Origin of the sequence: Anaeromyxobacter sp. K, assembly GCF_000020805.1 — a bacterium.
GTDB classification, from domain to species: domain Bacteria; phylum Myxococcota; class Myxococcia; order Myxococcales; family Anaeromyxobacteraceae; genus Anaeromyxobacter; species Anaeromyxobacter dehalogenans.
In genome coordinates, this window is record NC_011145.1 from 4,147,297 (window position 1) to 4,164,533 (window position 17,237).

Sequence of the window (17,237 nt, forward strand, 5' to 3'; positions counted from 1 at the left end):
GCGGGTCCGGGCCGCGCGCCGCGGCGCGGCCGGTCCGGGGAACGTCCGCCGCGGCCGGCACGCGGCCGCACCGGACGCCGGCGCTCGCGCCGGGATCGGCGATCAGCGCGCCAGCGCGACCGCGCGCGCGAGGACCGCGTCGATCATGGCCGGGGTGAGCCGGCCGGTCTGCGTGTTCTGCTGCGAGGGGTGGTAGCAGCCGAGCACCGCCGGCAGCCCGGGGAGGCGCAGCTCGGCGCCGTGCCCGAAGCGCGGCCGCGGGCGCGGGACCTCGCGCCCGGCGCGCCGCAGCGCGGCCAGGATCGCGTCCCACCCGACCGAGCCGAGCGCGACGAGCACCCGCGGGCGCAGCAGCGCGAGCTCGCGGTCGAGGAACGGCGCGCAGCGCGCCAGCTCGTCCGGGCTGGGCCGGTTGTCGGGCGGCGCGCACCGGCAGGCCGAGGTGATCCAGGCGCCGTCGAGCGCGAGGCCGTCGTCGCGCGCCCGCGAGGTGGGCTGGCTGGCGAGCCCGGCCCGGTGGAGCGCCGCGTACAGGAAGTCGCCGGAGCGGTCGCCGGTGAACATGCGCCCGGTGCGGTTCGAGCCGTGCGCACCCGGCGCCAGCCCGACCAGCGCGATGCGCGCGCGGGCGTCGCCGAAGCCGGGGATGGGCCGGCCCCAGTAGACCTCGTCGCGGTAGGCGCGCCGCTTCGCGCGCGCGACCTGCTCGCGCCACGCCACCAGGCGCGGGCAGGCGCGGCAGCGGACGACCTCGGCGGCGACGGCGGAGAGCGTGTCGGCCATGCGGGAGGGTGGAAAAGGTGCGGCCCGGTCCGGCGGGTTCGTCCGCCGGCCGGGCCGCGTCCATTCGTGGGCTCGCGCCCGGCGCCGCTACTTCTTCAGGCGCCGCTTCGCGTCCTCCACCTGGCTCTTCGCCACGGTGTCGGTGACGCCCTGCACGGCGACCGCGGCCGCGAACGCCTCCTGGGCCTTGGCGTTGTTCTTCGCGAACGAGAACAGCGTCCCGGCGCGGTAGAGCGCGCGGGCGGCGAAGTTCGGGTCGCCCTTGGCGCAGGTGGCGTCCTTGCCGAACACCAGGTAGCGCTCGGCGGCGTCGGCCGTCTTCTTCGCGGTGTCGAGCTCGGCCGCGACGTTCTGGAGCGCCACGCAGCGGTTCGGATCGCCCGGCCACTTCTCCACGAACTCGGAGTACATGCGGGCCGCGCCGGCGTGGTCGCCCTTCTTCGAGTGCTGCGCGGCGAGCAGCAGCGCGTTCTGCGGCGCCACCTTCGACTCGGGGAACTCCTTCAGGATGCGCTGCCGGAGCGCGCTGGCCTTGGCCGCGTCGCCGGCCTTGTCCCAGGCGATGGCGGCGTTGTGGAGCGCGCCGGCCACGTCGCCGCTCGACGGATCGGCGGCGAGCGCCTCGAACGCCTTGGCGGCGTCGGCAGCCTTGCCGGCCTCGAGCAGCTTCTGCGCCTCGGCGAACCGGGCGCCGGCCTCGGAGCGGCCGAGGTCCTGGAGGACCTTCTCGTAGGACGCCTTGGCCTTCGGGTCGGTGGCCTTCTGCTGCTGGGCGGTCACCAGGTCGCGCACGCGCTTCGTGGCGGCCTCGTGCCCGGCGGCGTCCTTCGCGAACGCGAACGTCTGCAGGTAGAGCGGCGCGGCCGCCTCGACCACGTCGGCGTCGTCCGGCCAGCGCTGCAGCACCACCTCGAACCGGCGGCGCGCCTCCTCCATGTTGTCGAACGCGTACTGCACCTCGGCGGCGATGAGCGCGAGCTGCTGCGCCGGGACGAGGCGCCGCTCGGCGGCAGGCTTCTGCTGCTCGGGGTCGGCGTCGATGTTCGCGAGGTACACGTCGGTCGTGTCCACGAAGCGCTTCCAGGCGCCGGGCGGCGTGCGCGGCTTCAGCGCCTCGCCCTTGCGCTGCTCGACGTAGGCCAGCTTGATGGGCTCGAGCTTGCCGCTCTTCACGTCCGCGTTGGCGGCCATGAGCCAGGCCTGCGCGGCGAGGTGGCCCGCGATCGCCTTGGTCTTGGGGCCGGCGTGCTGATCGGCCGAGGTCCGCTCGGCCGCCTGCGCCGCCTTCTCCCACTGCTGCGCCTGCATGAACAGCTCGGCGGCGTTGTAGCGGATCGGGATCTGGTACTCGTTCGCGCCGAAGCGGTCGTTGAAGTTGCCGAGCCCCTCGGCGGCCGTCGCCCACTCGGCGCGGGCCTGGTCCATGTTGCCGGCCTGGGCCGCGATGTCGCCGCGCCGCTTGTGGTCGAGCACGTCGGAGTAGAAGGCGCGCTCGGCGTCCTCCTGGATCGCGCTCGCGCCCGGCATCTTCTCGTCGGCCTGCTTGAAGCGTTCCGACGGCCCCCTGGCCGCGCCGCCGCCCGTGGCGCACGCGGTCGCGAGGAGCAGGAGGGCCGCCATCCGGATCTTCGATGTCATGTTGAGCACCTCGTTCCAGTGTCTCGCTCGCCCCGTCGCATGCCGTGGGCGGCGCACGTCGCACTCGCACTCAACCGGGCGGGCCGGTGGTCGACCGGTCGAACGGTTGGAATCCCGAGCAAATACGCCATCCCGGCGCGCACCGCCAGAACTAATGTCGTGTCCGCTGGGGGGCGCGCGGCCCGCGCGGGCGCACGTCGGCCGCGCGCGTCGCGGCGCCCGGGTCGCTGCGCGCGGGCGCGCGGGTGCGGGTGCGGGCTACCCGCCCTTCTTCAGCTCGGTGAGCACCAGCTTCGCGACCGACTTCAGCGTGTCGAACACGCCCACGCCGGTCGGGGCGACCGCCTGGAACTCCGGCACGCCGCGCGGGTTGAGCAGGCGGCGGAGCTCGTCCACGGTGGCGGTGTTGGGCAGGTCGCGCTTGTTGTACTGGACCACGTACGGGATCTTGTTCAGGTCGTAGCCCTGCTCGGCCAGGTTCACGCGGAGGTTCTCGACCGACTCGAGGTTCGCCTCCATGCGCTCGATCTGCGAGTCGGCCACGAACACCACGCCGTCCACGCCCTTCAGGATCAGCTTGCGGGAGGCGTCGTAGAACACCTGGCCCGGCACCGTGTACAGGTGGAAGCGGGTCTTGAAGCCGCGGATCTCGCCCAGCGACAGCGGGAGGAAGTCGAAGAAGAGGGTCCGCTCGGTCTCGGTGGCGAGCGAGATCATCTTCCCCTTCGCGTCGGGGTTGGTCTTCGCGTAGACGTACTGGAGGTTCGTCGTCTTCCCGCACAGGCCGGGCCCGTAGTAGACGATCTTGCAGTTGATCTCGCGCGAGCTGTAGTTGATGAAGCTCATGATCACTCGCTGAACAGATTGTCGATGTCGTCGTCGGTGATCTCGGCGAACGGGCTCGCCGCGCCCGGCGCGGCCTGCTTCCTGGCCAGCGCGTCGAAGACGCGGGCCAGCTCCTCCCCGGCCTTCTTCACCCGGAGGCGCACGAGCCCGAGCGAGCTCTTCGCGTCGAAGATGACGACCAGCACCACCCGGCCGCCCACGATGCTCATGTGGAGCGATTCCTTCTCGCCCTCGTGGAACTGGTTCGGGAACTCCTTCTCGCCGATCAGCTTGGCGAGGCCGCCCATGGCCGCGACGTTACCCGCGGTGAGGGACGCGAGCGAGGTGGTGTCCAGGTTCTGCGCCTGCCCGCTCGACGCGATGAGCTGGCCGTTCTTGTCGACGAGGAAGACGACCTTGGCGTTCGCGTCGCGCGTGAGCCGGTCGCAGATCCCGGCGATGAGCCGGAACTCCTCCTCGTACATCACCAAGCCGGAATTCATGGGCCGTCGCTCTCCGCGAAGATCCGAGTGATGGGCGAATACCAGGGAACCGTGCCGCGTTCAATCGGGGCCGGCGCGTGTAGCGCGATATCGCACCGGGGAGGCGATGCGGCGCGGCCCGGGACCGGCGCCCGTCGCGCTCAGAGCTCGCGGCGGCCGGCCAGCGCGCGGGCCAGCGTCACCTGATCAGCGTATTCGAGATCCCCGCCCATGGGAACACCTTGGGCGATGCGCGTGACCTTGAGCCCCATCGGCTTCAGGAGCTTCGTCAGGTAGAGCGCGGTGGCCTCGCCCTCGACGTCCGGGTTCGTCGCCACCACGATCTCGTCGGCCGGCTCGCGCTCCAGGCGCACCAGCAGCTCGCGGATCTTCAGGTCGGACGGCCCGACGCCGTCGAGCGGCGACAGCGCGCCGTGGAGCACGTGGTAGCGGCCGCGGAACTCGTGGGTGCGCTCCACCGCCAGCAGGTCCGGCACGCCCTCGACCACGCACAGCGTCCGGGCGTCGCGCTCCGGGTCGCGGCAGATCGCGCAGGGGTCCTGGTCGGTGAGCGTCTGGCAGGTCGAGCACAGCCGCACGTCGCGCACCACGCCGGCGATGGCCGCGGCGAGGTCGCCCGCGTAGCCGGGGCCGGCCTTGAGGATGTGGAACGCCAGGCGCTGCGCGGTCTTCTCCCCGATGCCGGGGAGCCTCGCCAGCTCCTTCACCAGGCGCGCGATGGGATCCGCGACGGCCATGATCAGCCGGCGATGCCCGGGATCTTGATGCCGCCGGTGGCCTTGCTCATCGACTCGTCGGCCGCCGTGCGCGCCTTCTCCACCGCCGCGTTCACCGCCGCGGTGACGAGGTCCTCGAGCAGCGCCTTGTCGTTCGGGTCGATGGCCTTCGGGTCCACCGTGAGCCGGGTGATCTCGCACTTTCCGTTCATGGCGACCTTGACGAGCCCGCCGCCGCTCTCGGCCTCGACGGCGATCTCGGCGAGCTTCTCCTTCGCGTCCGCCATGGCCTTCTCCAGCTTCTTGGCCTGGCGCATCAGGTACTGGATGTCCATCACAGCTCCTCGATCCGGTCGATGGCGCCGTCCAGCACGCGGACGGCCTCCTGGATGTTGGGGTGGGCGCGGGCGGTCTCGCGCACCCTGGCCGAGCGGGCCATCCGCTCGGCGGCGTCGCTCGCGGCGATCGACGGCGCGGCCGCGCCGGGGGGCGCCGCCGCCGCGGCGGGCGCCGCCGGCAGGGCGGCCACGGTCAGCGCCAGCCGGGTGGGGCGCCCAAAGAAGCGGCCGAACACGGCCTCGATGTCGCCGCGCTTCCGCTCCGCGCTCTGCGCGTGGAAGCCGGGCGGGAGCTGGACGCGCACCTCGCCCTCGCCGAGGCCGAGCAGCGCCGCCTGCTTGAGCGACGCGGCCGCGGTCGGGCTCTCCTGCTCCACCTGCTCCACCACCGCGCGCCAGCGATCGGCGGCGCTCGCGGCCGCGCCCGGGTCGGCCGCGGGCGCGGCGGGCGCCGGCGGCGCGGGCCTGGGCTCGGGCTCGGGCTCGGCGGGCGCCGAGCCGGCGGCGCACCCGGGCGTGCCGAAGGCGGGGAGGTCGCGCCAGCCGGAGGCGGCGGCGGCGCCGCGGGTCGGCGCGGCGGGCGGGGCCGGCGGCGCGGAGCCGGAGGGCGGCGCGGCGGGTGCGGCCGGCGTGGCCGGGCCGGCGGCGCGGGGCGGCGGGAGCGGCGCGCCGCGGGCGAGCGCCTCGACGCGCGCGACCAGCTCGGAGACCTGCGCGCCTGGGGCGAGGAACACGCCCTCCAGCAGCGCGACCTCGAGCGCGTAGCGCGGCTGCTCGGCGAGCTTCACGTCCACCACGGCGCGCTGCGCCAGGTCGAACAGCCGCGTGAGCTGCGCCGCGTCGGCGGCCGCCGCCTGCGCGCGCACCTCGGCGAGCTCCGCGTCGGGCAGGTCGATGGGCGCCTGCGGCACGAGCTTCGCCACCACCACGTTGCGCAGGTGCCGGACCAGCTCCTCGGCGAGCCGCTTCACCTCGAGCCCGCGGTCGTGGAGCGCCTCGATCTCGCGCAGCAGCGCGGCGCCGTCGCGGCCGACCAGCGCCCCCGCGATGCGCGACACCGCGGCCGCGTCCACCGCGCCGAGCGCCTCCGCCACCGCGTCGTCGCCGGGCGCGTCGCCGCAGGCGGCCCGCACCTGGTCGAGCAGCGACAGCGCGTCGCGCATGCCGCCCTCGGCCTGCCGGGCCACCAGCGCCAGCGCGGCCGGGGAGAGCCGCATCCCCTCCTCCGCCGCGACCTTGGCGAGCTGGTCGGCGATCTGCTGAAGGGTCAGCCGCCGGAAGTCGAAGCGCTGGCACCGCGAGAGGATGGTCTCGGGGACCTTGTGGACGTCGGTGGTGGCCAGCACGAACTTCACGTGCGGCGGCGGCTCCTCCAGCGTCTTCAGGAGCGCGTTGAACGCGCCCTGCGACAGCATGTGGACCTCGTCCACCACGAACACCTTGAAGCGATCGCGGGCGGGCCGGTACTTCACCGCCTCGACGATGTCGCGGACGTTGTCCACGCCGTTGTTGGAGGCGGCGTCGATCTCCACCACGTCCACCGCGCGGCCCTCGGCGATCTCGACGCAGGGCGTGCAGACGCCGCACGGCTCGGCCGTCGGGCCCTTCTCGCAGTTGAGCGCCTTCGCCACCAGGCGGGCGGTGGTGGTCTTGCCGACGCCGCGCGGCCCGGTGAACAGGAAGGCGTGGGCGAGCTGGCCGGTCTTGAGCGCGTTCGAGAGCGTCCGGACCACGTGCTCCTGGCCGGACATCTCGCCGAAGCGCTGCGGCCGGTACTTGCGGGCGAGGACGAGGTAAGCCATTGGGATCGGTCACCGCGGGGGCTTGGCGCGCCTCACGTTCCAGCAAAAAAAGCCGGCCCACAATCCCCGGGCGCACGGAGGACCACCTACCGTTGCTCCCTTCCGGGCCTGGCGGGGTTCGATGGCCCCCACGTCGCCCGAGGATTCTGGGCCGGCTCGCCCGGCTTGGCGCCGGCTCGCGGGTCCCACCTTCTTAACGTCCTGGGACCTGCAATGCTGGCGGAGAGGGTGGGATTTGAACCCACGGTACCGTTCCCGGTACACACGATTTCCAGTCGTGCACCTTCAACCGCTCGGTCACCTCTCCTTATACCTGGGGGAGTGCTCGGCTCCCCTTCGCTTCGCAAGGGGAGCCTGCGCTCCCCCAGACCCCCTGCTCGCTCCGGCCCACGCTCATCCGCGTGGGCCTGCGCTCGCTGAAGGTTCTTCCCTCCAAATCCTCCGGAGCGCCCAACTGCTCCGCGCTTCGCAAGGGGAGCCTGCGCTCCCCCAGACCCCCTGCTCGCTCCGGCCCACGCTCATCCGCGTGGGCCTGCGCTCGCTGAGGTTACTGCTTCAGAAGCCATCCGCGGGCGTCCCGCGTTTCGTCTCATCCGCGGGCGTCCCGCGTTTCGTCTCGTCCGCGGGCACTGCCGCGGTTCTACTTCGTCCGGAGCGCTCGGCCCCCTTCGCTTCGCTCTGGGACCTGCGCTCCCCCGCTTCCCGACCGCTCGTCCGGCCTCTGCTGTGAACGCCCTGAGGCGAGCCTCGCCGCGATCGTTCGGTCCAAATTGGCGGAGAGCGAGGGATTCGAACCCCCGGTACCGTTGCCGGTACACCTGATTTCGAGTCAGGCGCCTTCGACCAGCTCGGCCAGCTCTCCGCGGGCGGGTTTAACCGATCTCCCGGGGCGTGCCAAGGGGGAAGGCTCGCCTACCCCTCGCCGACGTTGCCGTTTCCGTTCCCGGCGCCCCGGCGGGCCCGGAAGAAGGCTCTCAGGAGCTCGCCGGACTCCTCGGCCAGCAGGCCGCGCTCCACCGGGAAGCGGTGGTTCAGCCGGGGGTCGGCGGAGAGGTCCTGCAGCGAGCCGGTGCAGCCGGCCTTGGGATCGCTCGCCCCGTAGACCAGCCGGTCGATCCTCGCGAGCACCATGGCGCCGGCGCACATGGCGCAGGGCTCGAGCGTCACCACCACCGTCACGCCGGTGAGGCGCCAGCGCCCGAGGGTGCGCGCCGCCTCCTGGATGGCGAGGAGCTCGGCGTGGGCGGTGGGATCGCGCGCCGCCTCGCGGGCGTTCGCGCCGCGGCCGACCACGCGACCCTCGAACAGCGCCACCGCGCCGACCGGCACCTCGCCGCGGGCCGCCGCCTCGCGCGCCAGCCCCAGCGCCTCCTGCATCGCCTCGCGCTCGTCCACGGGCCCTACATACCGCGACGCCGGCCGCCCGCGCACGCGCGCCGCGGCGCCGCAGGGGTCGCCGCGCACCCGAGGTGAACCCCGCGGGTCGGCGGCCGGACCCGCACGCCGCGTCCGGACGCGCGCGCCCGGCCTCCACTTGCGGTCACGTCCGCGCGCGCCGGCGTTCCGTCGTGTGGAGCACGTTCACCAAACGTCGCAGTCACCGCCGGCGAAGGCCGGCCGTCGCCACCCCTCGCCGACCGGAGCCATCCATGAAGCCCACCCGCCGTCCCATGCTCGCCCTGCTCCTCGCGGCGGCCGCCTGCTCCGGTGGCGGCGGCGACGACACCCCGGTCGCCCTGCCGGTGACGGTCACCGCCACGCCGGCGGTCGTGAAGGCGGACGGTGCGGCGACGGTCACCGTCCACGTGCGCGCCGGCAAGGGCCCGGTCGCGGTGGTGGCGAGCCGCGGCACGTTCCTCGGCACCGGCACCAGCACCGCCACGCTCGCCGCGGCCGAGGGCGACCTCACGCTCGTCACCTGCGACCAGCGCCTCGACCCGACGTGCTGGGGGCCGGTGTCGGTGACCGCCTCCGACGCGTCGCTGGCGTACGGCCTGGCGCAGGTCACGTTCGTCGGCGCCGAGGTCTGCGACAACGGCGTGCCGGACGCCGGCAACCCCGCGGCGGACTGCGCCGCGGCCGAGTGCGCGGGCGCGACCTGTCGCACCGGCACCGGGGCGGTGGGGACCTGCGCCGGGGGCGCGTGCACCTGCACGCCCGACGCCGGGCAGGTGGGCGGCGAGACCGCCTGCGACGACGCGCGCGACAACGACTGCGACGGCGGGGTGGACTGCGCCGACACCGGGTGCGCCGGGCGCCGCTGCCTGGCCGCGGGCGGCGCGGTGGGCGCCTGCGCCCAGGGCACGTGCGTCTGCACGCCCGCGTCCGCCAGCGAGGTCGCCTGCGGCGACGGGCGGGACGACGACTGCGACGGCCGGGTGGACTGCGAGGACGCCGACTGCGGCGGCGCCACCTGCGCCACCGCCGACGGACGGGCGGGCGCGTGCGCCGCCGGCGCCTGCGCGCCGGTGGCCTGCGACGCCACCGAGACGGCCGAGGTCTCCTGCGCGAACCGGCTCGACGACGACTGCGACGGCCGGGTGGACTGCGCCGAGGCCGCCTGCGACGGGCAGCCGTGCGACGCCGCGGCCGGCGCGCGCTGGGCCTGCCGCAACAACCGCTGCACCGACCTCGCGTCCGGGGTCGCGCTCGGGCTCGCCCCGGCGCGCGCCCGCATCCCGGCCGACGGTCGCGCCACCACCGCCGTCACGGTGACGCTCGCGCGCGACGGCGTGCCCGCGGCCGGCGAGCAGGTGGTTCTGTCCACCACGCTGGGCGCGTTCCAGGCCGAGGCCGGCCCGGCCGCGAGCGTGACCGTGACCACCGACGGCGCCGGCGTGGCGGCGGCCACCTTCGTCTCCGCCGCGCAGGGCGGCACCGCGCGCCTCACCGCCCGGCTGGCGGCCGCGCCGGTCGAGACCACGGCCTCGGTGCGCATGCCGGCGCTGGCGCAGATCTCGGCGCAGCCCGCGCCGGCCTGGCCGGTGATGGGCGTGCGCGACTCCGGCTGGAACGAGTCGAACGCGGTCACGTTCACGCTCATCGGCGACGACGGCCTCGCCTACCCGGACGACCTGGAGGTCTACCTGGAGCACCCGCGACTGGGCGGCTCCGACCTGCACGGCGCGATCGCCTGCGCCGTGGCCGGCCCGTCGTGCAGCGCGGTGCGCACCGCCACCACCTCCGGCGGCGCCCCGCCCGACACGCTCGGCCAGGCCCGCGTGACGCTCCAGTCCGGCACGGTGGCCGGCACGCTCACCCTGACCGCCACCGCGACCGCCGGCGGCCAGACCCGCTCGGTCGCGCTCCAGCCCGGCGTGCCGGTCGTCGGCGCCCGGCCCAGCGCGGGCGCGTTCACGATCGTCTGCAGCCCGCAGAACGTGGAGGCGCTCGTCGAGACCGACTGCGGCGCGTCGCTGGTGGACGCGGCGTTCACCTGCGTGGCGGTGCTCCAGGACCGCTACCAGAACGTGCTCGGGCGGGCGACCGCGGTGACGTTCCACTCCGAGGCGAGCCGCGCCACCCTGGCGCGCACCACGCCGGACCTCGAGCCCGGCATGGACCCGGCGGCGCAGCGCGAGCTGGGCCTCGCGTCCGGCCTGTTCGCGACGCTGGGCGGCTACCTGCCCGAGGACGTGGCGCCGCGCGCCGGCGAGCCGTCGGTGACGTACGCCGACGCCTGCGGGACCCGCACGCACAACCCGCGCGACGGCGTGGTCTCGGTGATCGCGGTCGCCGACGGCGAGGAGGCGTTCACCGACCTCGACGGCGACGGCCGGTACGACGCCGGCGAGCCGTTCGTGGACCTGCCCGAGCCGTTCGTGGACGCGGACGACGACGGGCAGCACGATCCGGGCGAGGCGTTCGTGGACGTGGACGCCTCGGGCGACTGGACCGCGGCGAACGGGCGCTGGGACGCGGCGACCAAGATCTGGACGCAGACGGTGGTGCTGTTCACCGGCGCGCCGCTGCCGCCCACCGCCGCGCCGGGCGGCGCCGGCCTGCTCGGCACCCGCTGGGCCGCGATGCCCCCGGGCGGCGCGAGCGCGTGCACGCCCACCGCCGCGCCCCCGCCCTTCGCGCTCACCTCGGGCGACCCGCCCACCCAGGCGTCGTACGCCGTGTTCGCGTCGGACGTGAACCTCAACCTGCTCCCGGAGGGCACCGCCTACGCCGTCACGGTGCGCGAGCCGTCGAAGATCTCCGCCGCGTACCGCGGGCTGGACGCCTACCCGGACGGCCGCGGCCTCGACTTCACCTACCAGCCGTGCAACGCCGCGAACGGCTGCGGCACGCGGTGCCCGGCGGACAGCGTCGGGCCGTGCCGGATGGTGGCGCGCATCGACGGCTTCACCTGCGGCGTGGGCGCGCGCGTGACGCTCACCGCCGCCACCGAGCCGGACGTCGGCACGAGCGAGGTGGACTGGACGGTGGACGCTCCGCTGCCGCTCGGGATCCTGCTGCCGCTCACCGGCACCAGCACCGCGCCGCCGCCGGCGCCCTGATCGCGCCACCCGCTCCGGGCCCGTCCGCGGGCCCGGGCGGGCGCGCCGATCAGGCGGGGCGGGCCGGCGCGGCCAGCTGGACCACCGCCGGCTCGAGCTCGGGGTGGTCGGCGCAGTCGAGGCCGCAGGCGCGGCAGGTGTCCACCGCGCACTTGGGCGTGAGCTTCGAGCCCACGCCGCGGCGGAGCTCGCGGGCCAGGAACCGCTTCTCGAGGCCCTGGTCGATGAAGTCCCAGGGCAGCGTCTCCTCGACGCCGGCCTCGCGCAGCACGAAGAAGTCCGGGTCGTGCGGCCAGCGGGCCAGCGCCTTGCGCAGGTCGCCGCCGGCCTCGCGGTGCGCCAGCTCGAGCAGGTCCGCCACCCGCCGGTCGCCGCGCGAGAGCAGCGTCTGGAGGTAGGCCTCGCGCGGGCTGAAGAAGTCCACGTCGATGCCGAGCGGCCGCAGCGTCCGCTCCAGCAGCTTGCGCTTCGCCTCCAGGCACTTGCGGTCGTGCATGGGCAGCCACTGGAACGGCGTCCACGGCTTCGGCACGAACGGGTTCACCGAGAGCGAGATGCGTCCCATGCGCCCGCGCTTGCGGGCCCACGGCAGCATCACCTCCTCGCGGATGCGCACCGCGATCCGCGCCATCCCGAGCACGTCGTCGTCGGTCTCGCCGGGCAGGCCGCACATGAAGTACATCTTCACGTGCTGCATCCCCTGCGAGAGCGCGTTCTCCGCCGCCTGGACGATCTGGTCGTCGGTGAAGTCCTTGTTGATCACCCGGCGCATCTTCTCGGTGCCGGCCTCGGGCGCGATGGTGATCGACCGCTCGCCGCCCTCGGCCATGCGCCGGGCGAGCGGCGCGGTGATCGCGTCCACGCGCAGCGACGACGGGCTGAACGTGCCGCCCTGCTCGCCGATGAAGCAGGTGAGCGCGTCGAGGCCGGTGTAGTCGCTCGTGTCCGGGCCGATGAGCCCGATGCGCTGGCCGCGGGCGATCCCCTCGCGCACCTCGGCGCGGAGCCGCTCCAGGTCCACCTCGCGGTACGGGCGCTGCACGAAGCCGGCCGCGCAGAACCGGCACCCCCACAGGCACCCGCGCGCCACCTCGGTGAGGAACAGGTCGCCGAACTGCGCGTCGGGGCTGTCCACCACCCGCGAGGTGGGCACCTGGCGGAGATCGGGGACGTAGCAGCGCCGCACGCGCTCCGGCGCGCCCTCGCGCGGCGCGAAGCGGGTGACCCAGGCGTCGCGGGGATCCCGCGTGTCGGAGTACTCGACGTCGTACAGCCCGGGCACGTAGCCGCCGGGCAGCTGCGCCACGCGCCGGAGCAGCTCGGCGCGGGCGGGCCGCTCCTCGCGGGCGGCGCGGGCGAGCGCCAGGAACGGCCCGACCAGCTCCTCGCCCTCGCCCACCAGGAACGCGTCGAAGAACGGCGCCAGGGGCTCGGGGTTGATCTGCACGGCGATGCCGCCCCCGAGCACGAGCGGGTGGCGCTCGTCGCGATCCGCGCTGCGGAGCGGCAGGCCGGCGCGGTCGAGGAGCTCGAGGACGTGGGCGTCGTCGTCCTCGAAGGAGAGCGAGAACGCCACCACGTCGAAGTCGCGCAGCGGCCGGCCGGACTCGACCGTCCGCGGCTCGCCCCCGTCCTCCGGCAGGAACGCCCGCTCGCAGGCGGCCCCCGGGTCGGCGTTGAACAGCCGGTACACCGCGTGGAAGCCGAGGTTCGCCATCCCGAGCCGGTAGGCGTTCGGGTACACGAGGGCGACGCCCAGGCGCCCGCCGGGCTCCTTGCGGATGGTCCCCCGCTCCCTCGTCGGCTGCTCGCGTTCCAAGGCCGGTCCTGTCTAAGCAGACCATGGGGGCCGTGCCACGTTCAAAGCGTGCGCGGCGCCCACCCGCGGGCGGGTCGTACTAGAATCCCGCGACCGCGCTCCCCGGGGCTCCCTCCATGACCGTCTCCCGCTCGATCCTCCTCGCCGCGCTCGCGGCCCTCGGCCTCGCCGGCCTGCCCGCCTGCAAGACCGCCGCGCCCGCACCGGGCGCCGCCCCCGCCGCCGCGGGCGCCGCCCCCGAGGCCGCCGCCACCGCCGACCCGCTCGCCGGCGTGGACCTCGACGATCTCACCCCGGAGCAGCGCGCCATCGTGCGCGACTGGGCCTCGCGGGCGTTCTGCTACTGCGGCTGCCCGCACACCGTCGGGAGCTGCCTGCGCACCCACCAGCCGTGCAAGCACGCCGCGCGCATGGCTCGCCTCGCGGCGCGCCTGGTCGCGGCCGGCGCCGGCCCGTCGGTCCTGCCGGGCCTGGTGGACGACTACTACGCCTCGTTCGACCGCCGCATGGCGCTCGCCACCGACGGCTTCGGCCCGCCGCTCGGCGACCCGGCGGCGCCCGTGACGCTGCTCGAGTTCTCCGACTTCACCTGCCCGTTCTGCCGGGGTCTCCGCCCGGCGCTGGAGCGCTTCGTGGAGGAGCACCCCGGCCGCGTGAAGCTCGTCTTCAAGCCGTTCCCCATCGAGGCGCACCCCGGCGCGCTGGAGGCGGCGCAGGCCGGCGAGTGGGCGCGCGACCAGGGCATCTTCTGGCCGCTGCACGACGCGCTGTTCGAGGCGGCGGCGCCGCTCGACGTGGACGCGATCGCGGCGGCCGCGCGCGAGGCGGGCGGCGACGCGGGCGACCTGCGCGACGCGCTCGCCAGCCGGAAGTACCTGGACAAGATCCGCGCCTCGCAGGCGGAGGCGCGCGCCGCCGGGCTTCGCGGCACGCCCACGCTGTTCCTGAACGGCCGCTACCTGGCCCTGCCCGACTTCTCGCCCGCGATGCTGCTGCACGCGCTCGAGGACGAGGAGGAGTGGCAGCAGCACCAGGGCTGGGAGAAGGACTGACCCTCCTCGTCGACATCGACGCCCACGGGCGGCTGGTCCCCCAGACCGACGAGGTCCGGCGCGCGCTCGCCGACCGCGCCGGGCGCTTCGTGCTCCTGCCCTCCGCGCCCGACCTTTTGCTGGCGCGCCGCACCCCGGCCACGGGGGCCGCGGCCGCCCGCCCGCGCTGCCTGCTGGCCGGCGACCTGGACGGCTTCCCGCTGGGCGACCTGATGGCGTTCCTCCACCAGTCGCGGCTCACCGGGATCCTCACCGTGTCGTCCGGCGGGGTGGAGCGCTCGGTGGCGTTCCAGGAGGGCGAGGTGCGCGGCGCCCGCTCCAGCGCGCCCGGCGAGCGGCTGGGCGAGATCGCGGTGCGGCTCGGGCTGGTGGGGGAGGCGCAGGCGCGCGAGGCGCTGCGCTCGGGGCGGCCGGTGGGCAAGGCGCTGCTCGACGCGGGCGCGCTCTCCGCGGCCGACCTGTGGAACTGCCTCCACGAGCAGGCCACGGTGGTGTTCCAGGCCGTCCTGCTCGCCGGCCGCGGCACGTTCGTGCTCATGGACGAGGAGCTGCCGGAGCGCGCCGCCGCCGCGCTCACGGTGAGCACGCAGGCGCTGCTGATGGACGGCGCCCGGCGCATGGACGAGCTGGCGCTGTTCCGCGCCCGCATCCCCGGGCCCCGGGCGCGCGTGCGCCGGCGCCGCCCGCGCCGCGCGGCCGCGCTCCAGCCGCCGGAGCGCGCCCTGCTCGAGCTGGTGGACGGGAGCCGCACGGTGGCCGAGCTGGCCATGGCCGCGCACCTGGACGAGTTCGAGGCGACGAAGCTCCTCTACCACCTCGCCGAGGCGGGCCACGTCGCGGTGGAGGCCGACGCGGCCGCGGAGCCGGCCCCGGAGGCGGCGCGCCTGGCGGAGCTCGCGGAGGCCATGAACACGCTCCTGCGCGAGGTGACCGCCGCCGTGCCGGAGGCGGGCCGGCCGGCGCTGCGCGCCGCGGTGCGCGGGTTCCTCGCGGACGGCGCGGCGGCGTGGGCGCCGGTCTGGGCGCACGTGGGCCACGCCGACGACGGCGCGCTCGACCCAGGCGCGCTGGCGGCGAACGTGGGCGCGCTGGCCCCGGCCGCCGCCGCCCGGCTCCACCCCTCCGGCGATCGCGCGCGGGTGCTGTTCGAGGCGCTCCGCGAGCTGCTCTTCTTCCACCTCTTCGCCGCCGGCGACCGCCTGGAGCGCGCGGCGGAGCGCGCCCTCGGGGCGTCGCTCCGGCGCGGCCTCGCGCGCGTCGAGGCGCTGCTCCCCTCCGCATGACCGACCTCCCCTTCGTCACCGCCGACCTGCCCGGCTCCGGAGGCGCGCTGCGCCGCGCCCCCGAGGACTTCCGGGTGGACGAGGTGCCCGCGTACCTGCCGTCCGGCGCGGGCCCGCACCTGTACCTCCGCGTGGAGAAGCGCGGGTGCACCACCCGCGACGTGGTGCGCGAGCTGGCGCGGGCGCTGGGCGTGCCCGAGCGCGACGCCGGCTGCGCCGGGCTGAAGGACAAGGACGCGGTCACCACGCAGTGGCTCTCCTTCCCGGTGGCGCGCGATCCCGACCCGGCCGCGCTCGCCGCGCCGGGCCTGCGCGTGCTGGAGGTCTCGCGCCACCAGAACAAGCTCCGCACCGGCCACGTGCGCGCGAACCGCTTCACGCTGGCGTGCGCGGCGGCGACCTGGGGCGGGCACGGGAGTGCGCCGGCGCGCTCGCGGCGCGCGGGCTCCCCAACTTCTTCGGGCCGCAGCGCTTCGGCGCCGCCGGGCGCAACGCAGCGGTGGGGCGCGCGCTCGTCACCGGCGAGCGGACTCCCGAGGCCGGCCGCGCCGCGCGGGATCGCTTCCTGCGCCGGCTCTCGCTCTCCGCCTACCAGTCGCTCCTGTTCAACCGCTGGCTGGCGGAGCGGATGGCGGACGGGCTGTTCGCGGCCGCGTTGGAGGGCGACGCGATGAAGAAGCTCGACACCGGCGGCCTGTTCACCTGCGAGGACCCCGCCGCGGACGGGCCGCGGGTGGAGCGGTTCGAGATCTCGCCGGCCGGCCCGATGTTCGGGCACGCGCTGCGCCTGGCGGCCGGCGAGGCCGGGGCCCGCGAGGCGCGGCTGCTCGAGGCCGAGGGGATCGCGCTCGCCGACTTCGCGCGCGGCGGCGGCGAGGCCGAGGGCACCCGCCGCGCGGCGCGGCTGCGGGTGGAGGTCGCGCTCGAGCCGCTGGAGGACGGGTACCGGGCGGCGTTCGAGCTGCCCCGCGGCGCGTACGCCACCGTGGTCATGCGCGAGCTGACCAAGGGCGAGGCGGAGCTGCCCGAGGACGCGGACTGATCAGGCGCCCAGGCGCGCCGCCGCGTGGTCCGCGAGGAGCGCCAGCACCGCCACGTCCTGCTGGTCGAACAGCTCGCCGCCCCGCTTGTTCATCACCTCGAACGCGCCCAGCACGCGGCCGCCGCGGGCGATGGGCGTGCACAGGAGCGAGCGGGCCTCGTAGCCGGCCGCGCGGGCCACCGCGTCGTCGAAGCGCGGGTCCTGGCGCACGTCGGACACCGCCAGCGCCACGTTCTCCTGCACGCAGAACCCCACCACGCCGGCGCCGACCGGCACCCGCACGCCGCGCCGGAGGATCGCCCCGGCGGCGGGGCCGCGCGCGACGGCGAACGAGAGCTCGCGCTCGCCGGGCCGCAGCAGGAACACCGACCCGGCCTCGCAGCCGGTCAGCTCGAGGGCCAGGTCGAGCAGCGCGCCCAGCCCGCCGCCGGCCTCGGCGGCGACGCCGGGCAGCGCCGCCGCCCGCCGCGCCAGCCCGGCGAGCAGGGCGTCGGTGGAGGAGGAGCGCGGCGCCGGCTCGCGCCCGATGGGCGCGGGCGGCCGGCGGGGCGGCGGCGTCCGCGGGGGCGGCGGCTCCCCGCGCCGCGCCGCGCCGGGGAGCGGCAGCTTCTCGGTGATCTCGTCGCGGGCCGGCCGCCGCGGCCGCGCCGGCGGCGGGGACCCCGGCGGCGGCGTGCGCGCCGGGCGGACCGCCGCCTCGGGCAGCTCCTGGATCCGGAAGGCGCGGCCGGTCTCCGGGTCGGTGACGTGGATGACGCCGCCCGGGCGCACGTCGCAGAGGACGTTCGCCGGGTGGCGGCCGCCGATGCGCGCCACGCCGGCCCGGAGCGCCCCGAGCCAGCTGTCCGCCTCGAGGAGCACCACCACGTCCGCCGCCTGCGCGGGCGGGGTGGCCGGCACGAAGATCTCGAACTGCGCCATGCGTCCCTCT

The 17,237-nt window shown here is 75.7% G+C and carries 13 protein-coding genes, 2 tRNA genes, 1 other RNA gene and 1 pseudogene; 4 read left to right on the top strand and 13 right to left on the bottom strand.

Annotated elements, in window-relative coordinates:
- Positions 1-102: 102 nt before the first annotated feature.
- The 11 genes from ANAEK_RS18555 to tadA all read right to left on the bottom strand — a co-directional run bounded on the left by ANAEK_RS18555 (position 103) and on the right by tadA (position 8,000).
- Complete coding sequence (locus tag ANAEK_RS18555; protein WP_012527668.1) at positions 103-783, bottom strand: uracil-DNA glycosylase; 681 nt, start codon at positions 781-783, stop codon at positions 103-105.
- An 87-nt stretch (positions 784-870) separates the two neighbouring features.
- Positions 871-2,421 (bottom strand): tol-pal system YbgF family protein, encoded by a 1,551-nt coding sequence (locus tag ANAEK_RS18560; RefSeq protein WP_012527669.1) that lies wholly within the window; start codon positions 2,419-2,421, stop codon positions 871-873.
- A gap of 258 nt (positions 2,422-2,679) precedes the next feature.
- On the bottom strand, positions 2,680-3,267 hold the full coding sequence (locus ANAEK_RS18565) for an ATP/GTP-binding protein (protein ID WP_011422681.1): 588 nt from the start codon (positions 3,265-3,267) through the stop codon (positions 2,680-2,682).
- 2 nt (positions 3,268-3,269) lie between these two features.
- The gene (locus tag ANAEK_RS18570; RefSeq protein ID WP_011422682.1) at positions 3,270-3,749 is read right to left on the bottom strand and encodes a roadblock/LC7 domain-containing protein; all 480 of its coding nucleotides are present in this window, start codon (positions 3,747-3,749) and stop codon (positions 3,270-3,272) included.
- Positions 3,750-3,889: 140 nt separating this feature from the next.
- Positions 3,890-4,486 (bottom strand): recombination mediator RecR, encoded by a 597-nt coding sequence (gene recR, locus ANAEK_RS18575; RefSeq protein ID WP_012527670.1) that lies wholly within the window; start codon positions 4,484-4,486, stop codon positions 3,890-3,892.
- A gap of 2 nt (positions 4,487-4,488) precedes the next feature.
- Positions 4,489-4,800, bottom strand: coding sequence for a YbaB/EbfC family nucleoid-associated protein (locus ANAEK_RS18580; protein ID WP_012527671.1), 312 nt, complete (start codon positions 4,798-4,800; stop codon positions 4,489-4,491).
- Entirely contained in the window at positions 4,800-6,605 is a 1,806-nt protein-coding gene (gene dnaX / locus ANAEK_RS18585; RefSeq protein WP_012527672.1) for a DNA polymerase III subunit gamma/tau, read from the bottom strand. Before dnaX ends, ANAEK_RS18580 begins: the two co-directional genes overlap by 1 nt.
- A gap of 55 nt (positions 6,606-6,660) precedes the next feature.
- Positions 6,661-6,754: signal recognition particle sRNA small type (ffs, locus tag ANAEK_RS22705), an RNA gene on the bottom strand.
- A 68-nt stretch (positions 6,755-6,822) separates the two neighbouring features.
- Positions 6,823-6,912: transfer RNA gene (locus ANAEK_RS18590), tRNA-Ser, on the bottom strand.
- Positions 6,913-7,376: 464 nt separating this feature from the next.
- Positions 7,377-7,467: transfer RNA gene (locus tag ANAEK_RS18595), tRNA-Ser, on the bottom strand.
- A 50-nt stretch (positions 7,468-7,517) separates the two neighbouring features.
- Positions 7,518-8,000 carry a tRNA adenosine(34) deaminase TadA gene (tadA, locus tag ANAEK_RS18600; protein WP_255344370.1) on the bottom strand — a complete coding sequence of 161 codons (483 nt, stop codon included), beginning with the start codon at positions 7,998-8,000 and terminating at the stop codon, positions 7,518-7,520.
- Positions 8,001-8,254: 254 nt separating this feature from the next.
- Here tadA and ANAEK_RS18605 point away from each other — a divergent pair, with 254 nt between their 5' ends.
- Complete coding sequence (locus tag ANAEK_RS18605) at positions 8,255-11,110, top strand: Ig-like domain-containing protein (RefSeq protein ID WP_012527674.1); 2,856 nt, start codon at positions 8,255-8,257, stop codon at positions 11,108-11,110.
- Positions 11,111-11,159: 49 nt separating this feature from the next.
- Here ANAEK_RS18605 and ANAEK_RS18610 read toward each other — a convergent pair whose 3' ends face one another.
- Complete coding sequence (locus ANAEK_RS18610; RefSeq protein ID WP_012527675.1) at positions 11,160-12,929, bottom strand: radical SAM protein; 1,770 nt, start codon at positions 12,927-12,929, stop codon at positions 11,160-11,162.
- Between the two features lie 116 nt (positions 12,930-13,045).
- Between ANAEK_RS18610 and ANAEK_RS18615 the strand changes: the two genes are divergently transcribed.
- The 3 genes and pseudogenes from ANAEK_RS18615 (at position 13,046) to truD (ending at position 16,306) form a co-directional block, all read left to right on the top strand.
- Positions 13,046-13,981 carry a thioredoxin domain-containing protein gene (locus ANAEK_RS18615; protein WP_012527676.1) on the top strand — a complete coding sequence of 312 codons (936 nt, stop codon included), beginning with the start codon at positions 13,046-13,048 and terminating at the stop codon, positions 13,979-13,981.
- Entirely contained in the window at positions 13,948-15,264 is a 1,317-nt protein-coding gene (locus ANAEK_RS18620; RefSeq protein WP_012527677.1) for a DUF4388 domain-containing protein, read from the top strand. Before ANAEK_RS18615 ends, ANAEK_RS18620 begins: the two co-directional genes overlap by 34 nt.
- A pseudogene (gene truD, locus ANAEK_RS18625) lies at positions 15,261-16,306 on the top strand (tRNA pseudouridine(13) synthase TruD). The gene ANAEK_RS18620 and the pseudogene truD overlap by 4 nt, the downstream one beginning before the upstream one ends.
- On the opposite strand, the gene ANAEK_RS18630 reads toward truD, so the two are convergent.
- On the bottom strand, positions 16,307-17,227 hold the full coding sequence (locus ANAEK_RS18630) for a GAF domain-containing protein (RefSeq protein WP_012527678.1): 921 nt from the start codon (positions 17,225-17,227) through the stop codon (positions 16,307-16,309).
- Positions 17,228-17,237: the final 10 nt, after the last annotated feature.

What these genes read in the sequence shown, in the direction of transcription:
- ANAEK_RS18630 (WP_012527678.1), bottom strand. Translation starts at nt 17,227, where the DNA reads ATGGCGCAGTTCGAGATCTTCGTGCCGGCCACCCCGCCCGCGCAGGCG.
- ANAEK_RS18555 (WP_012527668.1), bottom strand. Translation starts at nt 783, where the DNA reads ATGGCCGACACGCTCTCCGCCGTCGCCGCCGAGGTCGTCCGCTGCCGC.
- ANAEK_RS18605 (WP_012527674.1), top strand. Translation starts at nt 8,255, where the DNA reads ATGAAGCCCACCCGCCGTCCCATGCTCGCCCTGCTCCTCGCGGCGGCC.
- ANAEK_RS18580 (WP_012527671.1), bottom strand. Translation starts at nt 4,800, where the DNA reads ATGGACATCCAGTACCTGATGCGCCAGGCCAAGAAGCTGGAGAAGGCC.
- ANAEK_RS18565 (WP_011422681.1), bottom strand. Translation starts at nt 3,267, where the DNA reads ATGAGCTTCATCAACTACAGCTCGCGCGAGATCAACTGCAAGATCGTC.
- ANAEK_RS18615 (WP_012527676.1), top strand. Translation starts at nt 13,046, where the DNA reads ATGACCGTCTCCCGCTCGATCCTCCTCGCCGCGCTCGCGGCCCTCGGC.
- ANAEK_RS18560 (WP_012527669.1), bottom strand. Translation starts at nt 2,421, where the DNA reads ATGACATCGAAGATCCGGATGGCGGCCCTCCTGCTCCTCGCGACCGCG.
- ANAEK_RS18570 (WP_011422682.1), bottom strand. Translation starts at nt 3,749, where the DNA reads ATGAATTCCGGCTTGGTGATGTACGAGGAGGAGTTCCGGCTCATCGCC.
- recR (WP_012527670.1), bottom strand. Translation starts at nt 4,486, where the DNA reads ATGGCCGTCGCGGATCCCATCGCGCGCCTGGTGAAGGAGCTGGCGAGG.
- dnaX (WP_012527672.1), bottom strand. Translation starts at nt 6,605, where the DNA reads ATGGCTTACCTCGTCCTCGCCCGCAAGTACCGGCCGCAGCGCTTCGGC.